At 38.9% G+C, this 16,668-nt stretch carries 14 protein-coding genes; all 14 read left to right on the top strand.

The window, feature by feature from the left end; genetic code table 11:
- Nucleotides 1-7 precede the first annotated feature (7 nt).
- The 14 genes from fliD to MKX74_RS25155 all read left to right on the top strand — a co-directional run bounded on the left by fliD (nt 8) and on the right by MKX74_RS25155 (nt 16,668).
- Nucleotides 8-1,495: a flagellar filament capping protein FliD gene (fliD, locus tag MKX74_RS25220; RefSeq protein WP_341180143.1), complete on the top strand. Its 1,488-nt coding sequence runs from the start codon at nt 8-10 to the stop codon at nt 1,493-1,495.
- Nucleotides 1,496-1,556: 61 nt separating this feature from the next.
- Nucleotides 1,557-1,943 carry a flagellar export chaperone FliS gene (gene fliS / locus MKX74_RS25215; protein WP_341180142.1) on the top strand — a complete coding sequence of 129 codons (387 nt, stop codon included), beginning with the start codon at nt 1,557-1,559 and terminating at the stop codon, nt 1,941-1,943.
- A 1-nt stretch (nt 1,944) separates the two neighbouring features.
- Entirely contained in the window at nt 1,945-2,265 is a 321-nt protein-coding gene (locus MKX74_RS25210) for a hypothetical protein (RefSeq protein WP_341180141.1), read from the top strand.
- A gap of 14 nt (nt 2,266-2,279) precedes the next feature.
- Entirely contained in the window at nt 2,280-5,468 is a 3,189-nt protein-coding gene (locus MKX74_RS25205) for an IPT/TIG domain-containing protein (protein WP_341180140.1), read from the top strand.
- Nucleotides 5,469-5,601: 133 nt separating this feature from the next.
- Entirely contained in the window at nt 5,602-6,684 is a 1,083-nt protein-coding gene (locus MKX74_RS25200; protein WP_341180139.1) for a tetratricopeptide repeat-containing glycosyltransferase family 2 protein, read from the top strand.
- A gap of 48 nt (nt 6,685-6,732) precedes the next feature.
- Nucleotides 6,733-8,586 carry a glycosyltransferase family 2 protein gene (locus MKX74_RS25195; RefSeq protein WP_341180138.1) on the top strand — a complete coding sequence of 618 codons (1,854 nt, stop codon included), beginning with the start codon at nt 6,733-6,735 and terminating at the stop codon, nt 8,584-8,586.
- Between the two features lie 33 nt (nt 8,587-8,619).
- The gene (gene fliB, locus MKX74_RS25190) at nt 8,620-9,873 is read left to right on the top strand and encodes a flagellin lysine-N-methylase (RefSeq protein ID WP_341180137.1); all 1,254 of its coding nucleotides are present in this window, start codon (nt 8,620-8,622) and stop codon (nt 9,871-9,873) included.
- 268 nt (nt 9,874-10,141) lie between these two features.
- On the top strand, nt 10,142-11,758 hold the full coding sequence (locus MKX74_RS25185; protein WP_341180136.1) for a glycosyltransferase family 2 protein: 1,617 nt from the start codon (nt 10,142-10,144) through the stop codon (nt 11,756-11,758).
- The gene (rfbF, locus tag MKX74_RS25180) at nt 11,758-12,531 is read left to right on the top strand and encodes a glucose-1-phosphate cytidylyltransferase (RefSeq protein WP_341180135.1); all 774 of its coding nucleotides are present in this window, start codon (nt 11,758-11,760) and stop codon (nt 12,529-12,531) included. Before MKX74_RS25185 ends, rfbF begins: the two co-directional genes overlap by 1 nt.
- The gene (rfbG, locus tag MKX74_RS25175; protein WP_341180655.1) at nt 12,519-13,589 is read left to right on the top strand and encodes a CDP-glucose 4,6-dehydratase; all 1,071 of its coding nucleotides are present in this window, start codon (nt 12,519-12,521) and stop codon (nt 13,587-13,589) included. Before rfbF ends, rfbG begins: the two co-directional genes overlap by 13 nt.
- Entirely contained in the window at nt 13,586-14,821 is a 1,236-nt protein-coding gene (locus tag MKX74_RS25170) for a class I SAM-dependent methyltransferase (protein ID WP_341180134.1), read from the top strand. Before rfbG ends, MKX74_RS25170 begins: the two co-directional genes overlap by 4 nt.
- A 2-nt stretch (nt 14,822-14,823) precedes the next feature.
- Entirely contained in the window at nt 14,824-15,348 is a 525-nt protein-coding gene (rfbC, locus tag MKX74_RS25165) for a dTDP-4-dehydrorhamnose 3,5-epimerase (RefSeq protein ID WP_341180654.1), read from the top strand.
- Between the two features lie 10 nt (nt 15,349-15,358).
- The gene (locus MKX74_RS25160) at nt 15,359-15,847 is read left to right on the top strand and encodes an acyltransferase (protein ID WP_341180133.1); all 489 of its coding nucleotides are present in this window, start codon (nt 15,359-15,361) and stop codon (nt 15,845-15,847) included.
- A complete protein-coding gene (locus tag MKX74_RS25155) occupies nt 15,844-16,668 on the top strand; it encodes an NAD-dependent epimerase/dehydratase family protein (protein ID WP_341180132.1) in 825 nt (274 codons plus the stop codon). Before MKX74_RS25160 ends, MKX74_RS25155 begins: the two co-directional genes overlap by 4 nt.

Genomic DNA, 16,668 nt, shown 5'->3' with positions numbered 1-16,668 from the left:
TGAAGATTTGGCTATATCAAATATCAAGTTAAGTGGTTTGGTTTCAGGACTAGAGACTGACACAATCATTAATCAGCTCATGAAAATTGAGCGTTCACCACTGGATAAGCTAAATCAGCAAAAAACCAAGATATCTTGGAAGCGAGAGGCATACCGCGAGGTGAATACTAGCCTTTCAAATATCCAAACTTTGGTTAATAAGCTAAGGTTTTCTAGTTCTTTCTCAAAGCAAACTGCGACAAGTAGCGACAACAGTGTAGTAACCGCCACCAGTTCCTCCTCCGCTACAAGCGGAGGATTCTCCATTAAGGTTAACAGTTTGGCATCAAGTGCCATGGTCGCAGGAACGACCAAAAATGTGACAACCAAAGATTTAGTGGCTACTACGGGCTCGTTTGAAATTGTCGGTCCTAAGGGCACTGCTACGGTAAATGTGACAGCTGATTCGACTTATGATTCGGTAATGAGGCAGGTTAATAGTTCAAATATTGGCGTTACAATGAGCTACGATAGCATCAATGGCCGCTTCATGATGAGTAGTAGTACAACGGGCGATAGCTCCTTAATTCAGATTAATGATGCGGGAGGAACAGCCAGCTCTTTATTTGGCTTAAGTACACCAACAGCTGCCAAGGGAACAAACGCATCTGTTGAAGTTAATGGTCAACCCATGACTTTCAGTAACAACGCGTTTGAATTAAATGGTGTGCGATTTGATTTAAAAGGTGTGTCTACCTCAACAGTTTCGGTTACGGTTGCTAAAGATACTGCTGGTATTGTCGATCAGATCAAGGGCTTTGTAGAACAATACAACAGTTTGGTAACCAGTGTCACCTCAAAGACGAAGGAGACTGTCAACCGAAACTATACACCGCTAACTGATGAACAGAAAAAAGATATGACTGAGGATCAAATTAAGCTGTGGGAGCAAAAGTCGAAGGCAGGAATTCTGTATAGAGATGACATTCTCACTGATGCACTTAGCTCACTGCGCTCTGCTTTAAGCCAGAAGGTAAGTGGTCTGAGCAGCGATATGGACTCACTATCAGACATAGGAATAACCTTCAAACCCTTTTCTACAGGTACGGGAACGAGTGAGTTGGGCAAGCTGGAGTTAGATGAGACCAAGCTAACAGAAGCCATTAACAAAGATCCAGAAGGCGTAGCCAAACTTTTTACCCAAACTAGTAATTTGGACAGTAACGATCCAAACTACAAAAAAGAGAGTGGCTATGGGGATAGACTTTATAATTCTCTAACTACTTCTATTAATAAGATTATCAAGCGGATTGGCTCATCAACTGTAGCATCTGATGCAGCCGACCAAAGTCAGTTGGGTAAAAAAATAGGTGATATCAACAAAAGAGTGGATACGCTGGAGGATAGACTTAAAGCTATCGAAGATCGTTATTATAAGCAGTTTACCGCTATGGAGATTGCATTGCAAAAATTAAACAGCCAAGGTTCGTGGCTGACTTCACAGTTGAGTGGTTAACTAATTTGTTTGATTAGCCATATTCATTTTCAACTTTTATATATAAAGGAGCGTTTATTTTATGATTACATCTAGCTATCAACAACAGTACTTGAAAACCAAGGTGGAAACGGCGAGTCCGGGTGATCTGACCCTCCTTTTATATGAAGATTTATATCGGAAATTGAATATGGCTAAGTTACATTTTAGTAAAAATCAGGAGACGGAGATGCTGGAACGCATTCATGGTGCAAGAGCAATCTTCTATGAACTGCTGGGCACGCTGAATTTTGATTATGAGATTGCTGGACAACTCCGTGACCTATATCAATTTTATTTATCTTTGTTGAATGAGTTTACAGTGAATAAACAGCCTGAAAAGCTAGATTATGTTATTGAGTTTGCTAGGGGATATGCGGAAACGTGGAAGCAGGCTCTTCAAATTGTAAAGACCAGCAAGGGGAATTGATATGGAACGTTATCAAACGCTGCAGCAAATCAAGCTAATCTACGAGGAAATTTTGGATGTTGGAGATGCAAAGCTTTATTTGCAAAAAGAGGCGGAGTTGGACAGACTATATCATTCTTTGCAATCCAAGGTGGATTCACCTTACAGTCAGTCAGAAAAAGATATGCTGCATATATTGTCCCAACTGAACCATTCCATGCAATCATTAATCTCCAATGCCATGACTCGGATGCAAAGAACCCACAGCATGTCTCACAGAATGTCAGAGCACTATGAAGCACCTGCCTACACGGATTCGTACTTCTTTGATAAAAAACATTAAGTAGGAGGTATCGTATGAAGAAGTTTAATAATTTCTTCTTGTTTCTGCTTGTAGCGATCGTAGGTTTTGCTATCCTGCCATTATCTACAGCAGAGGCAGCGAATTATGTTAATGCAACAAAAGCAGTTAATCCATCCAGTATTCTGGTTGGGGAAGAGACAGAGGTGACATTGGATATTACGGGTACTCCCCCGGTCAATGTGGTGAGACCTAATGACGTAATCCTGATCATTGACCGATCAGGTAGTATGACTCCGCAGTATAATCCAGATAGAGAAGATAAAATGACTAGTGCAAAAGAGGCAGCAAAAGGTTTTATCGACTTGATGGACCTAACGAAGCACCAAGTGGGTATTGTGGATTATTCAGACTCGACCAAAGAGCTTCCTCTAACATCAGATGGTAGTTCAGTGAAAAATTATATTAATGGAATTACTGCCAATGGCGGCACCGGCACAGGGAAAGCCATTTTAAAAGCAAAAGAGCTGCTTGCTAATCACAGACCGGATGCTCAACCAGTCATTGTATTGATGACAGATGGTGACGCAACGATCGGTGGGGACGGGCTCAGTGCTTATGATTATACTTTGAAAATGGCCAATGATGCCAAGGATGAAGGAATTGTATTTTACACTATAGCACTCCTAGGTAAATCTGAGAATCCAGAAGCTAGTGGACCAAACAAGCTGCTGAAAGACATGGCTACCACTTCTCATCACCATCATTTTGTATTAGGTTCAACAGGGCTATCTCAAATCTATGCAGCTATTGTCAAGGAGATCGGCCTTGCAAGTGCATATGATGTTGTTGTAACTGATACAATACCTGATACGTTCGAGATCGTTCCAGATTCTTATAATAATAATATACCAAAACCAGTTGTGTCAGGGAATACATTAACGTGGAATTTTTTAGAATTAAAGAATAATACTTTGTCATTTAACTACAAAATTCGTCATAAAGCAGAGGCCAAGAATGGAACCTTCCCAGTAACGCAGGTTGGCTCTAACATCAAGTATAAAGATTATACTGGGGCAAACCGGACTTATAATCTTCCATCTCAAAATCTCGTAGTGAAGTATCCTGCACCGATTATTACTACAGTAACTCCTGAGAAAGGAATTATCACTGGAGGAGAAACGGTTACAATCCAAGGTGAAAACTTTCTGCCGAATGCCAAAGTATTTGTAGCCAATTATGCTGCCAGTAATGTTGTAGTTGTGAGTGACAAAGAGATTACTTTCACTACACCAGTTGGAACGCAGGGGAAAGTGGAGGTCAAGGTTACCAATACAGATAATCAATCGGCAACAGGTAGCTTTAATTACTACGCAAATCCAGAAATAACGAGTCTGTCACCAAACAATGGTCCAATTACAGGTGGAGGCACCGTTATTATGACCGGTAAGTACTTTATGAAAGGTGCTACTGTAAAATTTGGTGAGGAATTATCTTCCTCAGTCTCAATTAACAACTCCACCAGTGCATTTGTAAGAGTGCCAGCAGTTACAAAATGGGGGCCAGTAGACGTAACTATTGAGAACACTGATGGTACCTCGGCTGTTTTGAAGAACGGATATACGTACAACGAACCTCCAAAGCTCCTGTTCACAAGTGCAGCTCCTGACAAAGGTGCTACAACAGGGAATGAGAACGTCATTCTGACAGGACAAGAATTCAAGACTGGCGTTAAGGTATATTTCAATTCCGTTGCAAGCCCATCAGTTGTATTTAACTCCAGTCAACAGTTAACCGTTAAGACCCCAGCATGGTCCCAAGAAGAGACTGTAGATATTAAAGTTGTGAATCCGGATGGAACTGAGGCGGTCCTTACGCAAGCATTCACATTCGTTGCACCGCCACCACCACCTGCACCAACGATTACTTCAATAAGTCCGAACTCAAGCCGCATGGATACTAGCGCAATTGTATACGTTGATGGGAAGGATTTTGTGTCTGGCGCTAAGGTGGCTTTTAACGGAACAACGGAAGTGGCGACTAGCTTTATTTCTGCAACAAGATTACGTGTACAAAGTCCTACTTGGAGTGAAGCGACCACTGTAGATGTCAAGGTGACGAATCCTGATGGACAGTCTGCAGTTAAGGAGCAGGGTTTCACTTTTGAACCTAAGCCGGCCCTTCCTGATCCAACCATTAAAAGTGTGACACCAGCCAATGGACCGATGGCAGGTGGAACTTTGATCTACATTGATGGAGCTAACTTCCAGTCAGGAATTAAGCTTCATTGGATCCAAGGTAGTCAGGAAACAGAACTAGCGCCTCAATTCATTAATGCTACACGTGTGAGATTGGTTACTCCTTCAAGTACACAAGCTGGCCCAGTTGACTTGAAGTTGATAAACCCCGACAATAAAGAGGTTATAAAAGTAGCTGGATTTACTTATGATGCACCTCCAGTATTTGCTGATCCGGTGTTGACTTCTGTGTCACCAAATTCCGGCAACAAAAACGGTGGCAATATAGTCGAGATTAACGGAGATGAGTTCCAGAAAAATGCGAAAGTGCGTTTTGGCTCGACAGAAGTTAACCTATATGCTTTTGTTGACAAAACCCGTGTTCGGGTAATTGCACCTTTGTCAGTTGAAGCTAAATCAGTAGATATTACTATCATCAATCCGGATGGTAAATCGGCAACACTCTCCAATGCATATACGTATGAAGAGTCCAAGCCTGAGATCAAGAGTGTGACGCCTTCCAACGGGCCTTTGGCTGGTGGGACCATCGTGTATGTGGATGGTTCGTATCTTGAATCGGGACTGGCCATTACATTTAATGGGTCACCTGTTAGCTATAACTATGTTAACAGTACAAGAATCCGTTTTGTAACACCGAAGGGTGCAGCTCCTGGGGCAGTACCAATTGTGATTACTAACCCAACAGGGGCAACGGTGACGGCCCAGTTCACTTATGATGCACCTCCTCCTGTACCAGCGCCTACACTTAGAAGCGTGGCACCTACTAGTGGGCCAATTAGTGGAGGTACCATCTTATATGTGGATGGTAGTAATTTCCAAAATGGAGCAGTAGTTAGCATCGACGGTGTAAACTATGCTGCGAGCTTCATTAATACTACCCGCGTCAGACTGGTAACACCTCAGGCTGCGGCTCCAGGAGTTGTAGCGGTGAAACTTATCAACCCTGACGGTCAGGAAACGGGAAGTTTGAATTTTGAGTATAAATAATAGAGAGATTACACTATAATTATTTATTGTAAAAGGAGTCCTCAAGGACTCCTTTTTTCTTAAGTTAAAAATGTAGTGGAAATGGGATGCCTGCTTGAAGTACTCCGTTAAAAAATATGAGGTGATGTCCACAATGACACTTCCAATAAGTGTATGCATATTAGCAAAAAATGAAGAAGAACACATCGTTAAAGCTATACGGTCGGTAGCTAGCTTTGTGGAAGAAGTACTAGTTCTTGATACTGGGTCGACGGATAATACTGTTGAACTGGCAAAGCAAGCTGGGGCAAAAGTGTATAGTACAGCATGGAAAGACAATTTTAGTGAAGCACGTAACGAACTAATCCAATTAGCTAATTCAGAGCTGGTGCTGATGATGGATGCTGATGAGCAGTATGTAGGCAGTGAGCGTGAGTTGAAAAGCTGTGTTGATGAAGCAGCGCCATTCGCTGGGAGTGTCAAAATAATTAATCTGTTAGACGATCATGATCAAAGTGAGACGTACATTACTCGTATTTTTACTAGACGACACTATAGCTATGAAGGAAGTATCCATGAGCAGCTAACTTATAACGGAATCCCAACTGAAGCAAAGATTACAGAAATCTCAGTACTACATTATGGTTATAGCAAAAGTGTGATTGAAAAAAAAGGAAAGACACAGAGGAATCTTACTCTATTGCAAAAAGAATTGAAGAGCAGGCCTAAAGATCCCTATCTGTTATTTCAAATAGGGAAGACATTATATGTTGCACAAGATTATAGCCAAGCCAATAAGCATTTCCATGATGCTCTAAACATTCTTAGTACCTTGGAGGATGAGTATAAATATACAAGCAGTGTGGTTGTACAGTATGCCTACTGCCTACTAAAAGAAAAAAAATGGATGGAGCTAGAAAGAATATTGTCAGAAGCTATCGAAAAATACCGCAATTATACCGATCTATACTATATATATGCGGCTTTAATTGTCGAATCACGTGATGCCGCACGATTTCACTTGCTCCCTGGACTTTATCAAGCATGCTTAGAACTGGGTGAAGCGGACTCCCGACGTTATGAGTCTTCCAAGGGTGTTGGTAGCTATAAGGCCCTCTATAATCTTGGACTATACTATGAAATCACCGGTCAAACACAGGAGGCTGCACAGTGCTATGCGAAGAGCAGTGAAATGAACTACGAGCCATCTAAGAAAAGATTAGGTTTATTAAATTGATGACAGATAAGGGGCAGCGTAATGAAGCATCAAACGATATCGTTATGCATGATTGTCAAAAATGAAGAAAGAACATTGGAAAGATGCCTGAATAGTATACAGGGAATCGTAGATGAAATTATTATAGTAGATACAGGATCAACGGATCGGACTTTAGAAATTGCACAACAATTCAATGCGAAGATCTATAACTTTGAATGGACTAGTAACTTCTCGGATGCACGAAATTATGCAATCCAATACGCAACAGGTGACTATATTCTATCTCTGGATGCAGATGAGTACCTTGATGAAAATAGTAAGAAACTGCTTCTCGAACCGTTGAATGCAGCCTATTACTTTTTAAGAATACGTAATCTAATCCGAGCAGGGATCGTGGATACACATTCTTTTATACGCCTGTTCTCAAGAGGTGTTGGGTATATATATAAAGGCGCAATTCATGAACAAATAAATATTTTAGATTTTCCAGAAGCCAAAGGAGACGGCATCCCGGTTTATATCAATCACGATGGTTACAATAAAGTAATTATTGAAAGTAAAGATAAAAATGATAGAAACATGAAGATTATTGAAGAAGAATTGAAAGTAAATCCAACTGCCTTTGGATACTTTAATCTTGGAACACAATTCAAATCCATTGGGGAAATGGATAAAGCAGTTCAGGCCTTCAGCAAATCATACTCGTTAAATTCGGACACTGTATTTGCACCAAAGCTAATCATTTACCTTGTCCAATGTTTGACGGATTTATCTAGGTATGAAGAAGCACTGCAGGTTCTACAGGATTCGACACAACTCTATCCATTTTATACCGACCTCTATTATCAAATGGGGATTGTGTATAAAAAGTGTGAGTACTGGAAGGATGCCGAGCGAACTTTTCTAAAATGCTTGGAACTAGGGGAGGTAAGCGACCATCTTTTTTCATCCTTAGAAGGCGTAGGATCCTATTTGGCACATGCACATCTTGCAGAGATATATATACAATTAAATCAGCCAGAGTTAGCACGGAAATATATCGTTAAAAGTCTGACTCAAAATAAAATGCATTTAGCGTCTTTGCGAATTTTTTTGGATTTGTTTATCAACTCCAATCCCGAGGACGTTATGAAGCAGTTGCAGGTCATTTACACAATCGAATCATCCGAGGAAGCTAGCCTATTAATGCAGGCCTTATATTTATTTAGAAATCCTTTATTTGTTAGCTTATCTAAATTCATCAGTCATAAATTGGATGATGAGTTGAAAGCTTGGACTTTGCAAGTAGAAGGGAAACTAGAGTCGGCCAAGGAATTATGGTTAACTTTGCCGGAAATTACTGAGGGGACTCAACGGGATCTATTATTTGCTTCTATGGTCACAGAAGATGAATCCTATTTTAAGAGCTTTGTGGACCAATATAATCTTCGCTCGAAAGATAAAACTCTGCTTGGAAAGCTGATTCGAAGAGAAGTAATAACGAAAGCTGACATTACGCCTGAGTTGAACGAATATTTCTCCAATCTTTGTTATGATTTGCTAATGCTTCGCAAGTATGATGTTATTGAATATCTGATTCAGGCGGTTCAGGTGCCAATGCTTCGTTTTGAACTGGCTAAAATGCTGCATAGGTTTCAGTTCACCGACCTGGCCTTGCAAGCTGTTATGGAACCTGAGAAAAGACTAGATAAAGCAGAAGTGTATAATTTGACTGGGGATTTGCTGAATGAGTTGAAAATGTACGGGGATGCTTACGAATACTATATGAGATCCAGTGAAATCACAGAGAAATTTGAAATAATATTTAAAATCTATACGTTGGCAAGCATGGTGGGGGATGAATCCATTAAGCGGCAAGCTATGGATAAAATGAAATCAAGGTCTCCTCTTTCAGTATGGGCTCAGCAGAATTACGGATAAATAATTTCAAGTTATAAATTATAGGGGGCGCTTATGGAGCAGAGGACATTACTGCCCGAGTACATGAAATCTTTTCAGTGTATTGGTGGGGACTGTGAAGATACTTGCTGTTCAGGTTGGGCGGTCACGATCGACAAAAAAACTTATAAAAATTATCAAAAGGTTCAGGATCTTGAACTGAAAAACAAACTGAAGAATAGTATGAGGAGAGTTAAGGAAGCCGATTTTAAAAGTGATGAAATATATGCACGATTTTTAATGGGTCAAAATAATTGTTGCAACATGCTGACTGAAGATAAATGGTGTCAGATACAGAAGGAGTTAGGTGAAGAAGCTTTATCTGTAACTTGTGCAAGTTACCCTAGAAACTTAAATAAATTGGATCAAATCTACGAGCTTTCAGCCAGGGTTTCCTGTCCTGAAGTAGCTAGATTAGCTTTATTGGAGCCTAAGGGTATAGACTTTGAGGAGCTTGATTTTGAATTGTCTGAAGCGTTACCTTTTTACAAAACCCAACATACATCAAGCACCGCATTAGGCCAATATTTCTGGTCTATTAGGATGTTAGGTATAGAAATAATTCAAAATCGTACTTTATCTGTATCGGACCGTATTGTATCTTTGGGGGTGTTTGTACACGCTTTGCAAAACAATATAGATCAGAGTAATGGTGCAGGGTTAGGGGAAATAATCGATTATTATCGAGTCAAACTTTCCAATACGGAGTATCTGGAGTGGATCAGCAGCATAAATTCCAACCTTGATGTACAGCTTCAAGTTATATATGAAATAACTAAATATCGGATAAATATGGGGATTGCAAGTGAAAGGTATCTACAAACTGTTGAGGAAATGCTAGTTGGCCTAGGGCAGGAGTCAAATAAGTTAGACATTAAACTATTTAAAGAAAGTTATGTGAAGAACTATCAATTGTTTTATAGCCCTTATTTTGAAGAGAAGAGCTACATTTTGGAAAACTATATAGTTAATTTGCTATTTAATACGTTGTTCCCTAATCTCAATAAAAATTCTGTTGACCTATATGGGGAGTTTGTTTCAATTACTGTTATCTATGCTATGTTGAGAGTTCATCTTGTAGGTGTTGCTGGTAAAAATAAAGGATTAGATGATAATTTGGTAATTCGCACAATCCAGTCATTTGCTAAAATGATAGAGCATAATGAACACTATATTAAAACTGTTATAAATGAACTGAAAGCCAACAATCACATTTCACTGGCCCATATGACTATGCTAGTGAAAGATATGAATGAATCTATAAATTAAGCTCGTAGTATGAGGTTATCAGTTATAGTCCCATCAAGCATACAATGAAATAGAGTGTTTTATTAGGCGGCGACCTTTTCTAGATATGGGAAAAGGTCGTCGAGTTGTTTGTTATAGAAAAATGCGCGGCAAACCGTAAGGAGAAGAAACGAGGGTCTTCTCACAATCAACTTTAGTGTGCGAAAGCTGATTGTAACTAACAATAACTAGTTCAGCTACCGATAATTTATTTAAAGGTAATTGCTTTTAAATAAGGAGAGATACCTCAATGGAACAATTAACTAAAATCAAGAAATTAATCGAGGCAGGAGAAATTTCAGAAGCGAAATCCGAGATAAACCAATTTGAAAACGAATTCTCTCAGCTTCCTGAGTTTTATTCAATGAAATCTGTCATAGCTGTAATGGAAGAAGATTATGAAGAAGCAGAGAGAGTACTCATACATGGATTGGAAATTGACACTAACCATGTCGATTTATTATATAATATGGCTTTTATATGTGATATGAAAAAAGATTTTTTGCAGGCACGAATTTATTATAAACATGCATTGAGAAATACCCAATCTGCCGAACTGAAGACATTAATTTGTGATGAATTAGAATCCTTGCAGCTTAAGATTAATGAGACGGATACTAGTTCACCTCTCGTAAGTATTGTTGTATTAGCTTACAATAATTTGGAATACACCCGATTATGCGTTGAGTCAATTTTACAATTTACAAGTCATATCAATTATGAATTAATAACTGTTGATAATGGTTCTTCTGATGGAACGAGAGAGTATTTCCACTCGATACCGAATGCAACTGTAGTTTGTTTAAAGGAAAATATCGGACCGACCAGGGGGTTTAATGAAGGAATTAAAGCGGCAAGAGGTAAATACACCGCTTGTGTATGTAATGATTTTATATTTACACCCCGTTGGTTAGATAACTTGCTTCAGTGTATTGAGTCGGATGATTCCATCGGGTTTGTGTCGCCAGGTGCCAATCATATTAGCAATATGCAGCAGATTAAAGGGGACTACAGCACAGTACAAGAAATGTTACATTTTGCTGAAGAATATAATCATTCAGATCCGAAAAAATGGGAAGAAAGGGTTAGGTTACTTCCTTGTGTATTAATGGTAAGAACACCTTTGTTAAAGGAACTGGGTGGATATGATGAGCGTTTTTATTTTGGTGAGTTTGCTGATGACGATATTGGCTTTAGAATTCGACGTAGTGGCTACAAACTAATATTTTGTAAGGATACGTTTACTTTCCATTATGGTTCTATAACGACTGGTCATGATCAAAGAGTGAATAATTCCTTGCAGAAAAGTCGACAAATTTTTTATCACAAATATGGTGTAGATGCATGGTCAGATGCAGTATTTAACCCATTACTGACCCGGAAATTAGCTGAGAATCCTACTGCTGCTAACGTCCAAATTCTCGGTATTAATTCGAAATGTGGTGGGAATCCGCTACAATTAAAAAATTACCTTCGGGAAAATGGAACAAAACAAGTTCTGATTACAAATTATTGCATAGATGAAAAATATATTATCGATTTAAAAACTGTTTCTAATCGTACTATATACGGTCAGTTATCTAATATAACTCATGGCTTGGAGAACGAAAAATATAATTATATTATTTTAGAACACAAACTAGCTGCTTTTAAGGAAAATCCAACTTTATTACAACAAATAGATGAATTACTTATAGAGAATGGGTATTTTGGATTCCTTCTTGAAATGAATGGAGAAGAAAAGAAAGCAGATACTTTGATTGCCTCTCTGAATGAACAAGGTTATACAATTCTTGCTCAGCATCTCTTTTCAGATATAAATGGGGAATCTTTAATTGTCATTGGACAAAAGGGAGGAGGCTATTAATGAAAGCAGTGATTCTTGCAGGCGGATTGGGAACTCGATTGAGTGAAGAAACGACAGTTAAGCCAAAGCCTATGGTTGAAATTGGCGGAAATCCTATTTTGTGGCATATTATGAAGTCATATTCTCATTATGGTATCAACGATTTTGTTATTTGTTTAGGCTATAAAGGATATATGATCAAGGAATTTTTCTCGAATTATTTCCTTCATCAATCGGATGTTACATTTGATTTATCTACAAATAAAGTAGAAATTCATAATAACTATAGTGAGCCGTGGAAAGTCACTCTTGTTGATACAGGGAACCACTCAATGACAGGTGGGAGGTTGAAGCGAGTGCAACATTATCTGGAGCAAGAAACGTTTTGTTTTACGTATGGTGATGGAGTAGGAGATGTGAATATAACGGAACTTATCAACTTTCACAAAGAGCAGGGAACAGTAGCTACTCTTACAGCTGTTGAACCACCGGGTAGGTATGGTGCGCTTAACATGGCTGACAATAAGATTACTGAATTCATAGAAAAGCCTCGCGGCGATAACAGCTGGATTAACGGAGGTTTTTTTGTATGTGAACCGCAAGTGTTTGAATATATTAGTGATGATGCAACTATATGGGAGAAATCCCCTCTCGAAACATTAGCACAGGAGGGCAGACTTTCCGGATACAAGCATCATGGCTTTTGGCAACCAATGGACACTTTAAGAGACCGGATGCATCTCGAAGAACTTTGGAATTCGGGGAAAGCTCCTTGGAAGGTGTGGGGAAATTGAGTTTTTGGTCCAAAAAGAAGGTATTGATAACAGGTCATTCTGGCTTTAAAGGGAGCTGGCTGTCACTATGGTTGCAGCAGTTGGGAGCAGAGGTAATAGGTTACTCTAGTGCCCCCCCAACTCCTATTAATCTATTTACTTTAGCTAAAGTATCGGACCAAATGACCTCGATTCACGGTGATATAAGAAATAGTGAATATTTAACAGAGATTATTCAACAATATAAGCCAGACATTTTATTTCACATGGCTGCTCAGTCACTGGTTAGAAAGTCTTATGAGGATCCAATTGATACCTTTGATGTCAATGTGATGGGGACTGTTAACGTACTTAATGCTATACGTAAGAGTGACAGTGTTAAAGTGGTTATTAATGTTACTAGTGACAAATGCTACGAAAATAATGAATGGCCTTGGGGCTATCGCGAAATAGATCCATTCGGAGGTTCGGACCCTTATAGCGCAAGTAAAGGATGTGCCGAAATAGTTGCAAATGCATTTCGACGCTCCTTTTTTAAGGACAATGATATTTATTTAGCAAGTGTACGTGCTGGAAATGTTATTGGGGGAGGGGACTGGGCTGAGGATCGGCTAATTCCTGATATCGTTCGGTCATGCCATCTAGGGAAGAATCCGATTATCAGGAATCCTAACGCAATTCGACCTTGGCAGCATGTGCTAGAGCCCTTACATGGATATATGACTTTAGCAAAAGCCTTATGGAATACAGGGGAGACTTATGCGGAAGGCTGGAACTTTGGACCAGATAATGAAAATGTACTTAATGTTGGAGAGATAACTCAGCGGTTTGTAAATAGGTGGGGAAACGGACTTGAATGGGCTTATGACCGTTCAATCCAACCTAAAGAGGCTCAGGTACTTCGTTTAGATTGCTCCAAAGCAAGAACAAAGCTCCTATGGAAGCCTATACTGACCTTGGATCAAACGATAGAGTGGACTATCGATGCGTACAAGCATCACTATAATGGTTTACAACTAAAAGATATAGTAATGGAACAAATATTAGCATATGACAAATTAAGGAGTCATGAACAGTGAGACAAAGTACATGCAGGTTCTGTAAAGCACCGTTAAAACATTCTTTTGTGGACTTGGGGCTTTCGCCGATTTCCAATGCATTTGTAAGCCCGGAAGAAGCTAATACTGCGACCAGGTATTATCCTTTACATGCATTTGTATGCCAAGATTGTTTTCTTGTTCAATTAGATGAATTTGAATCTCCAAAAGAAATCTTCAGTGACGACTATGCCTATTTCAGTTCTTTTTCGGAAAGCTGGTTGAGGCATGCTTATAACTATGTGGAAATGATGGTGAGTAAGCATGGGATTACAAATTCGTCCAAGGTGGTGGAGATTGCATGTAATGATGGATATTTACTGCAGTACTTTATTGAAAAAAATGTACCTGTTTTAGGAATTGAACCTGCAACAAATGTTGCCAAAGTGGCTGAGGAAAAAGGCATACCGGTTATTTCTGAATTTTTCGGAGAAGAATTTGCGGTTGGCTTAAGCAAAGATCACGGTAAAGCTGATCTGATCATTGGAAATAATGTGCTTGCACATGTTCCTGACATAAATGATTTTGTTAAAGGTATGAAGGAATTATTAAGTGATGAAGGTATAATTACTTTAGAATTTCCGCATCTCCTTAATTTAATGAAAGAAAATCAATTTGATACTATATATCATGAACACTTCTCTTATTTATCGTTTTTAACGGTAAGTTCTATTTTTTCTGAATTTGGCCTTGTTATTTTTGACGTTGAAGAACTCCCTACGCATGGTTCATCATTGCGTATATTCGCCAAACATATAGATGATCATTCTAAGCAGATTACACCTGCTGTGGAGAAAATGATGATGCTAGAAATCGAAGAAGGACTTAATCAGATTACAACTTATAATGATTTTTCGGAGAGAGTGGCAGCAACAAAACGGGAGATTCTTAGCCTTCTTATTCATTTGAAAAATAACGGAAGGTCTATTGTAGGTTACGGGGCTCCAGCTAAAGGGAATACTTTATTAAATTACTGCGGTACTGGTAGGGACTTTTTTGATTATATAGTTGATAGGAGCCCACACAAACAAGGGAAATTGCTCCCAGGTACTTTGATTCCAGTATATTCACCAGAAAAGTTGAAAGAAACAAGACCCGATATTGTTGTAATCATGCCATGGAATATTAAGGAAGAGATCATTGAACAAATTTCATTTGTGCGAGAGTGGGGAGCGCAGTTTGTAACCCTTATTCCGAATCCGAGAGTGTGGTAAAAATGAAATTCACGGAACTAGCGCTAAAAGGAGCTTATTTATTGGAAATAGAACCCGTTGAAGATGAACGAGGTTTTTTTGCTAGATCCTGGTGTGCTAAAGAGTTTGGAGAGTTGGGGCTTACAACAAATTTTGTTCAATCTAATATATCCTATAACAGGTACAAGGGGATTTTAAGAGGTATGCATTATCAGGAGGCTCCCTATGAGGAGGCTAAGTTAGTTCGATGCGTTATAGGATCAATTTATGATGTAATTGTTGATTTGCGCCCCGACTCGCCGACATACAAAAAATGGATATATATTGAATTATCTCAGAATAACCGTTATTCCTTGTATATACCCAAAGGTTTTGCACATGGTTTTCAAACTTTACAGGATCATACTGAGATTCTGTATCAGATGTCTGAGTTTTATCATTCCCAAAGTGGTAGAGGAATCCTTTGGAATGATCCACAATTCGGTATTCAATGGCCCATAAAAAATCCTTTACTAAGTAAAAAGGATCAGAATTATTCCTTATGGTAGGGGGAGAAATATGTTGCAGATTTCTGAAAAGGCTAGTATCTCCAAACTGGCCGACATTGAAAAATCCGTCAGAGGAACTGTAATAAAAATTGAGGATGGAGTTATGATTGATTCATTCGTAAAAATAAAACCTGTTGGTGGCATGGGGGATTTTTATATTGGGGAGAACAGTTGTATAAATTCTGGTTGTGTGATCTATACAGGTAACGGAGTCAAAATAGGGAAAAATGTACTTATAGCTGCAAACTGCACGTTTGCTCCTGTAAATCATGAGTATCGGTCTAAGGACCTTCCCATAAATGAACAACGTTTTAAGGAGAGTAAGGGTGGAATAATAGTCGAAGACGACGTATGGATTGGAGCTAACAGTGTAATTTTAGATGGAGCAATCTTACGTCAGGGATGTGTTGTAGGGGCCAATTCACTTGTTAATAGTGAACTTGAACCATACTCCATTAATGTCGGGAGTCCAGCAAAAAAAGTAGGGATGCGTGAATGAAAACGACAGTTATTGGTGCAAGTGGATTTATAGGGCGGCATGTTGTCAGAAGGCTTGCTATGCTAGGAGAGGTATATAATACCCCTCATCGAGACGACAGTTCCGTTTATAGCTCACCACTTGGGCATGTCATTTATTGTGCGGGTCTAACATCTGATTTCCGGAAGAGACCTTATGATACTGTGCGTGCACATGTTAGTTACTTAGCGCAATTGTTGGAGAAGGCAGATTTTGAATCTTTTCTTTATCTTTCATCAACAAGAGTGTATTCTCACCAATCGTATAGTTCTATTGGAAGTGAAGAGGGTACTTTATTGGTAGATCCGTGTCATAAGGAAGAGTTATTTAATCTATCAAAATTAACAGGTGAATCCCTTTGCTTAACTGTTGACCGTCCAAATGTACGCATTGCTCGTGTGTCTAATGTGATAGGCAATGATTTTGAGTCGAGTAATTTCATTTATTCGATAATTAAGGATGCAGTTAATCATAAAAAAATATTTCTTCACTCAGCATTGGATTCGGAAAAAGATTATATAAGTGTTACAGATGTTGCTGATCTGTTAATTCAAATATCGCACCGGGGGAAATCCAATTGTTATAATGTGGCTAGTGGTATTAATGTTACTAACGGAGAATGGGTTGATTTAATATCTAAAATTACAGGGTGTTCAATTGAAGTGGCTGAGAATGCGAAATCAATTAAATTTCCGGTCCTAAGTGTAGAGAAAATAACTAATGAGTTTCAATTTTCACCCCAACACATTTTGAAGATGACACCTGAATTAATAAATTACTATATGAATGGAATGAAGGGGTAA

It is taken from the genome of Paenibacillus sp. FSL K6-1230, from assembly GCF_038002385.1.
Lineage (GTDB): Bacteria > Bacillota > Bacilli > Paenibacillales > Paenibacillaceae > Paenibacillus > Paenibacillus massiliensis.
Note: the sequence above shows the minus strand (reverse complement) of the source record. Positions and strands in the feature narration are given on the sequence as shown.

Coding starts and splice junctions, on each gene's coding strand:
- fliS (WP_341180142.1), top strand. CDS start 1,557: ATGATTACATCTAGCTATCAACAACAGTACTTGAAAACCAAGGTGGAA.
- MKX74_RS25210 (WP_341180141.1), top strand. CDS start 1,945: ATGGAACGTTATCAAACGCTGCAGCAAATCAAGCTAATCTACGAGGAA.
- MKX74_RS25205 (WP_341180140.1), top strand. CDS start 2,280: ATGAAGAAGTTTAATAATTTCTTCTTGTTTCTGCTTGTAGCGATCGTA.
- MKX74_RS25200 (WP_341180139.1), top strand. CDS start 5,602: ATGACACTTCCAATAAGTGTATGCATATTAGCAAAAAATGAAGAAGAA.
- MKX74_RS25195 (WP_341180138.1), top strand. CDS start 6,733: ATGATTGTCAAAAATGAAGAAAGAACATTGGAAAGATGCCTGAATAGT.
- fliB (WP_341180137.1), top strand. CDS start 8,620: ATGGAGCAGAGGACATTACTGCCCGAGTACATGAAATCTTTTCAGTGT.
- MKX74_RS25185 (WP_341180136.1), top strand. CDS start 10,142: ATGGAACAATTAACTAAAATCAAGAAATTAATCGAGGCAGGAGAAATT.
- rfbF (WP_341180135.1), top strand. CDS start 11,758: ATGAAAGCAGTGATTCTTGCAGGCGGATTGGGAACTCGATTGAGTGAA.
- rfbC (WP_341180654.1), top strand. CDS start 14,824: ATGAAATTCACGGAACTAGCGCTAAAAGGAGCTTATTTATTGGAAATA.
- MKX74_RS25160 (WP_341180133.1), top strand. CDS start 15,359: ATGTTGCAGATTTCTGAAAAGGCTAGTATCTCCAAACTGGCCGACATT.
- MKX74_RS25155 (WP_341180132.1), top strand. CDS start 15,844: ATGAAAACGACAGTTATTGGTGCAAGTGGATTTATAGGGCGGCATGTT.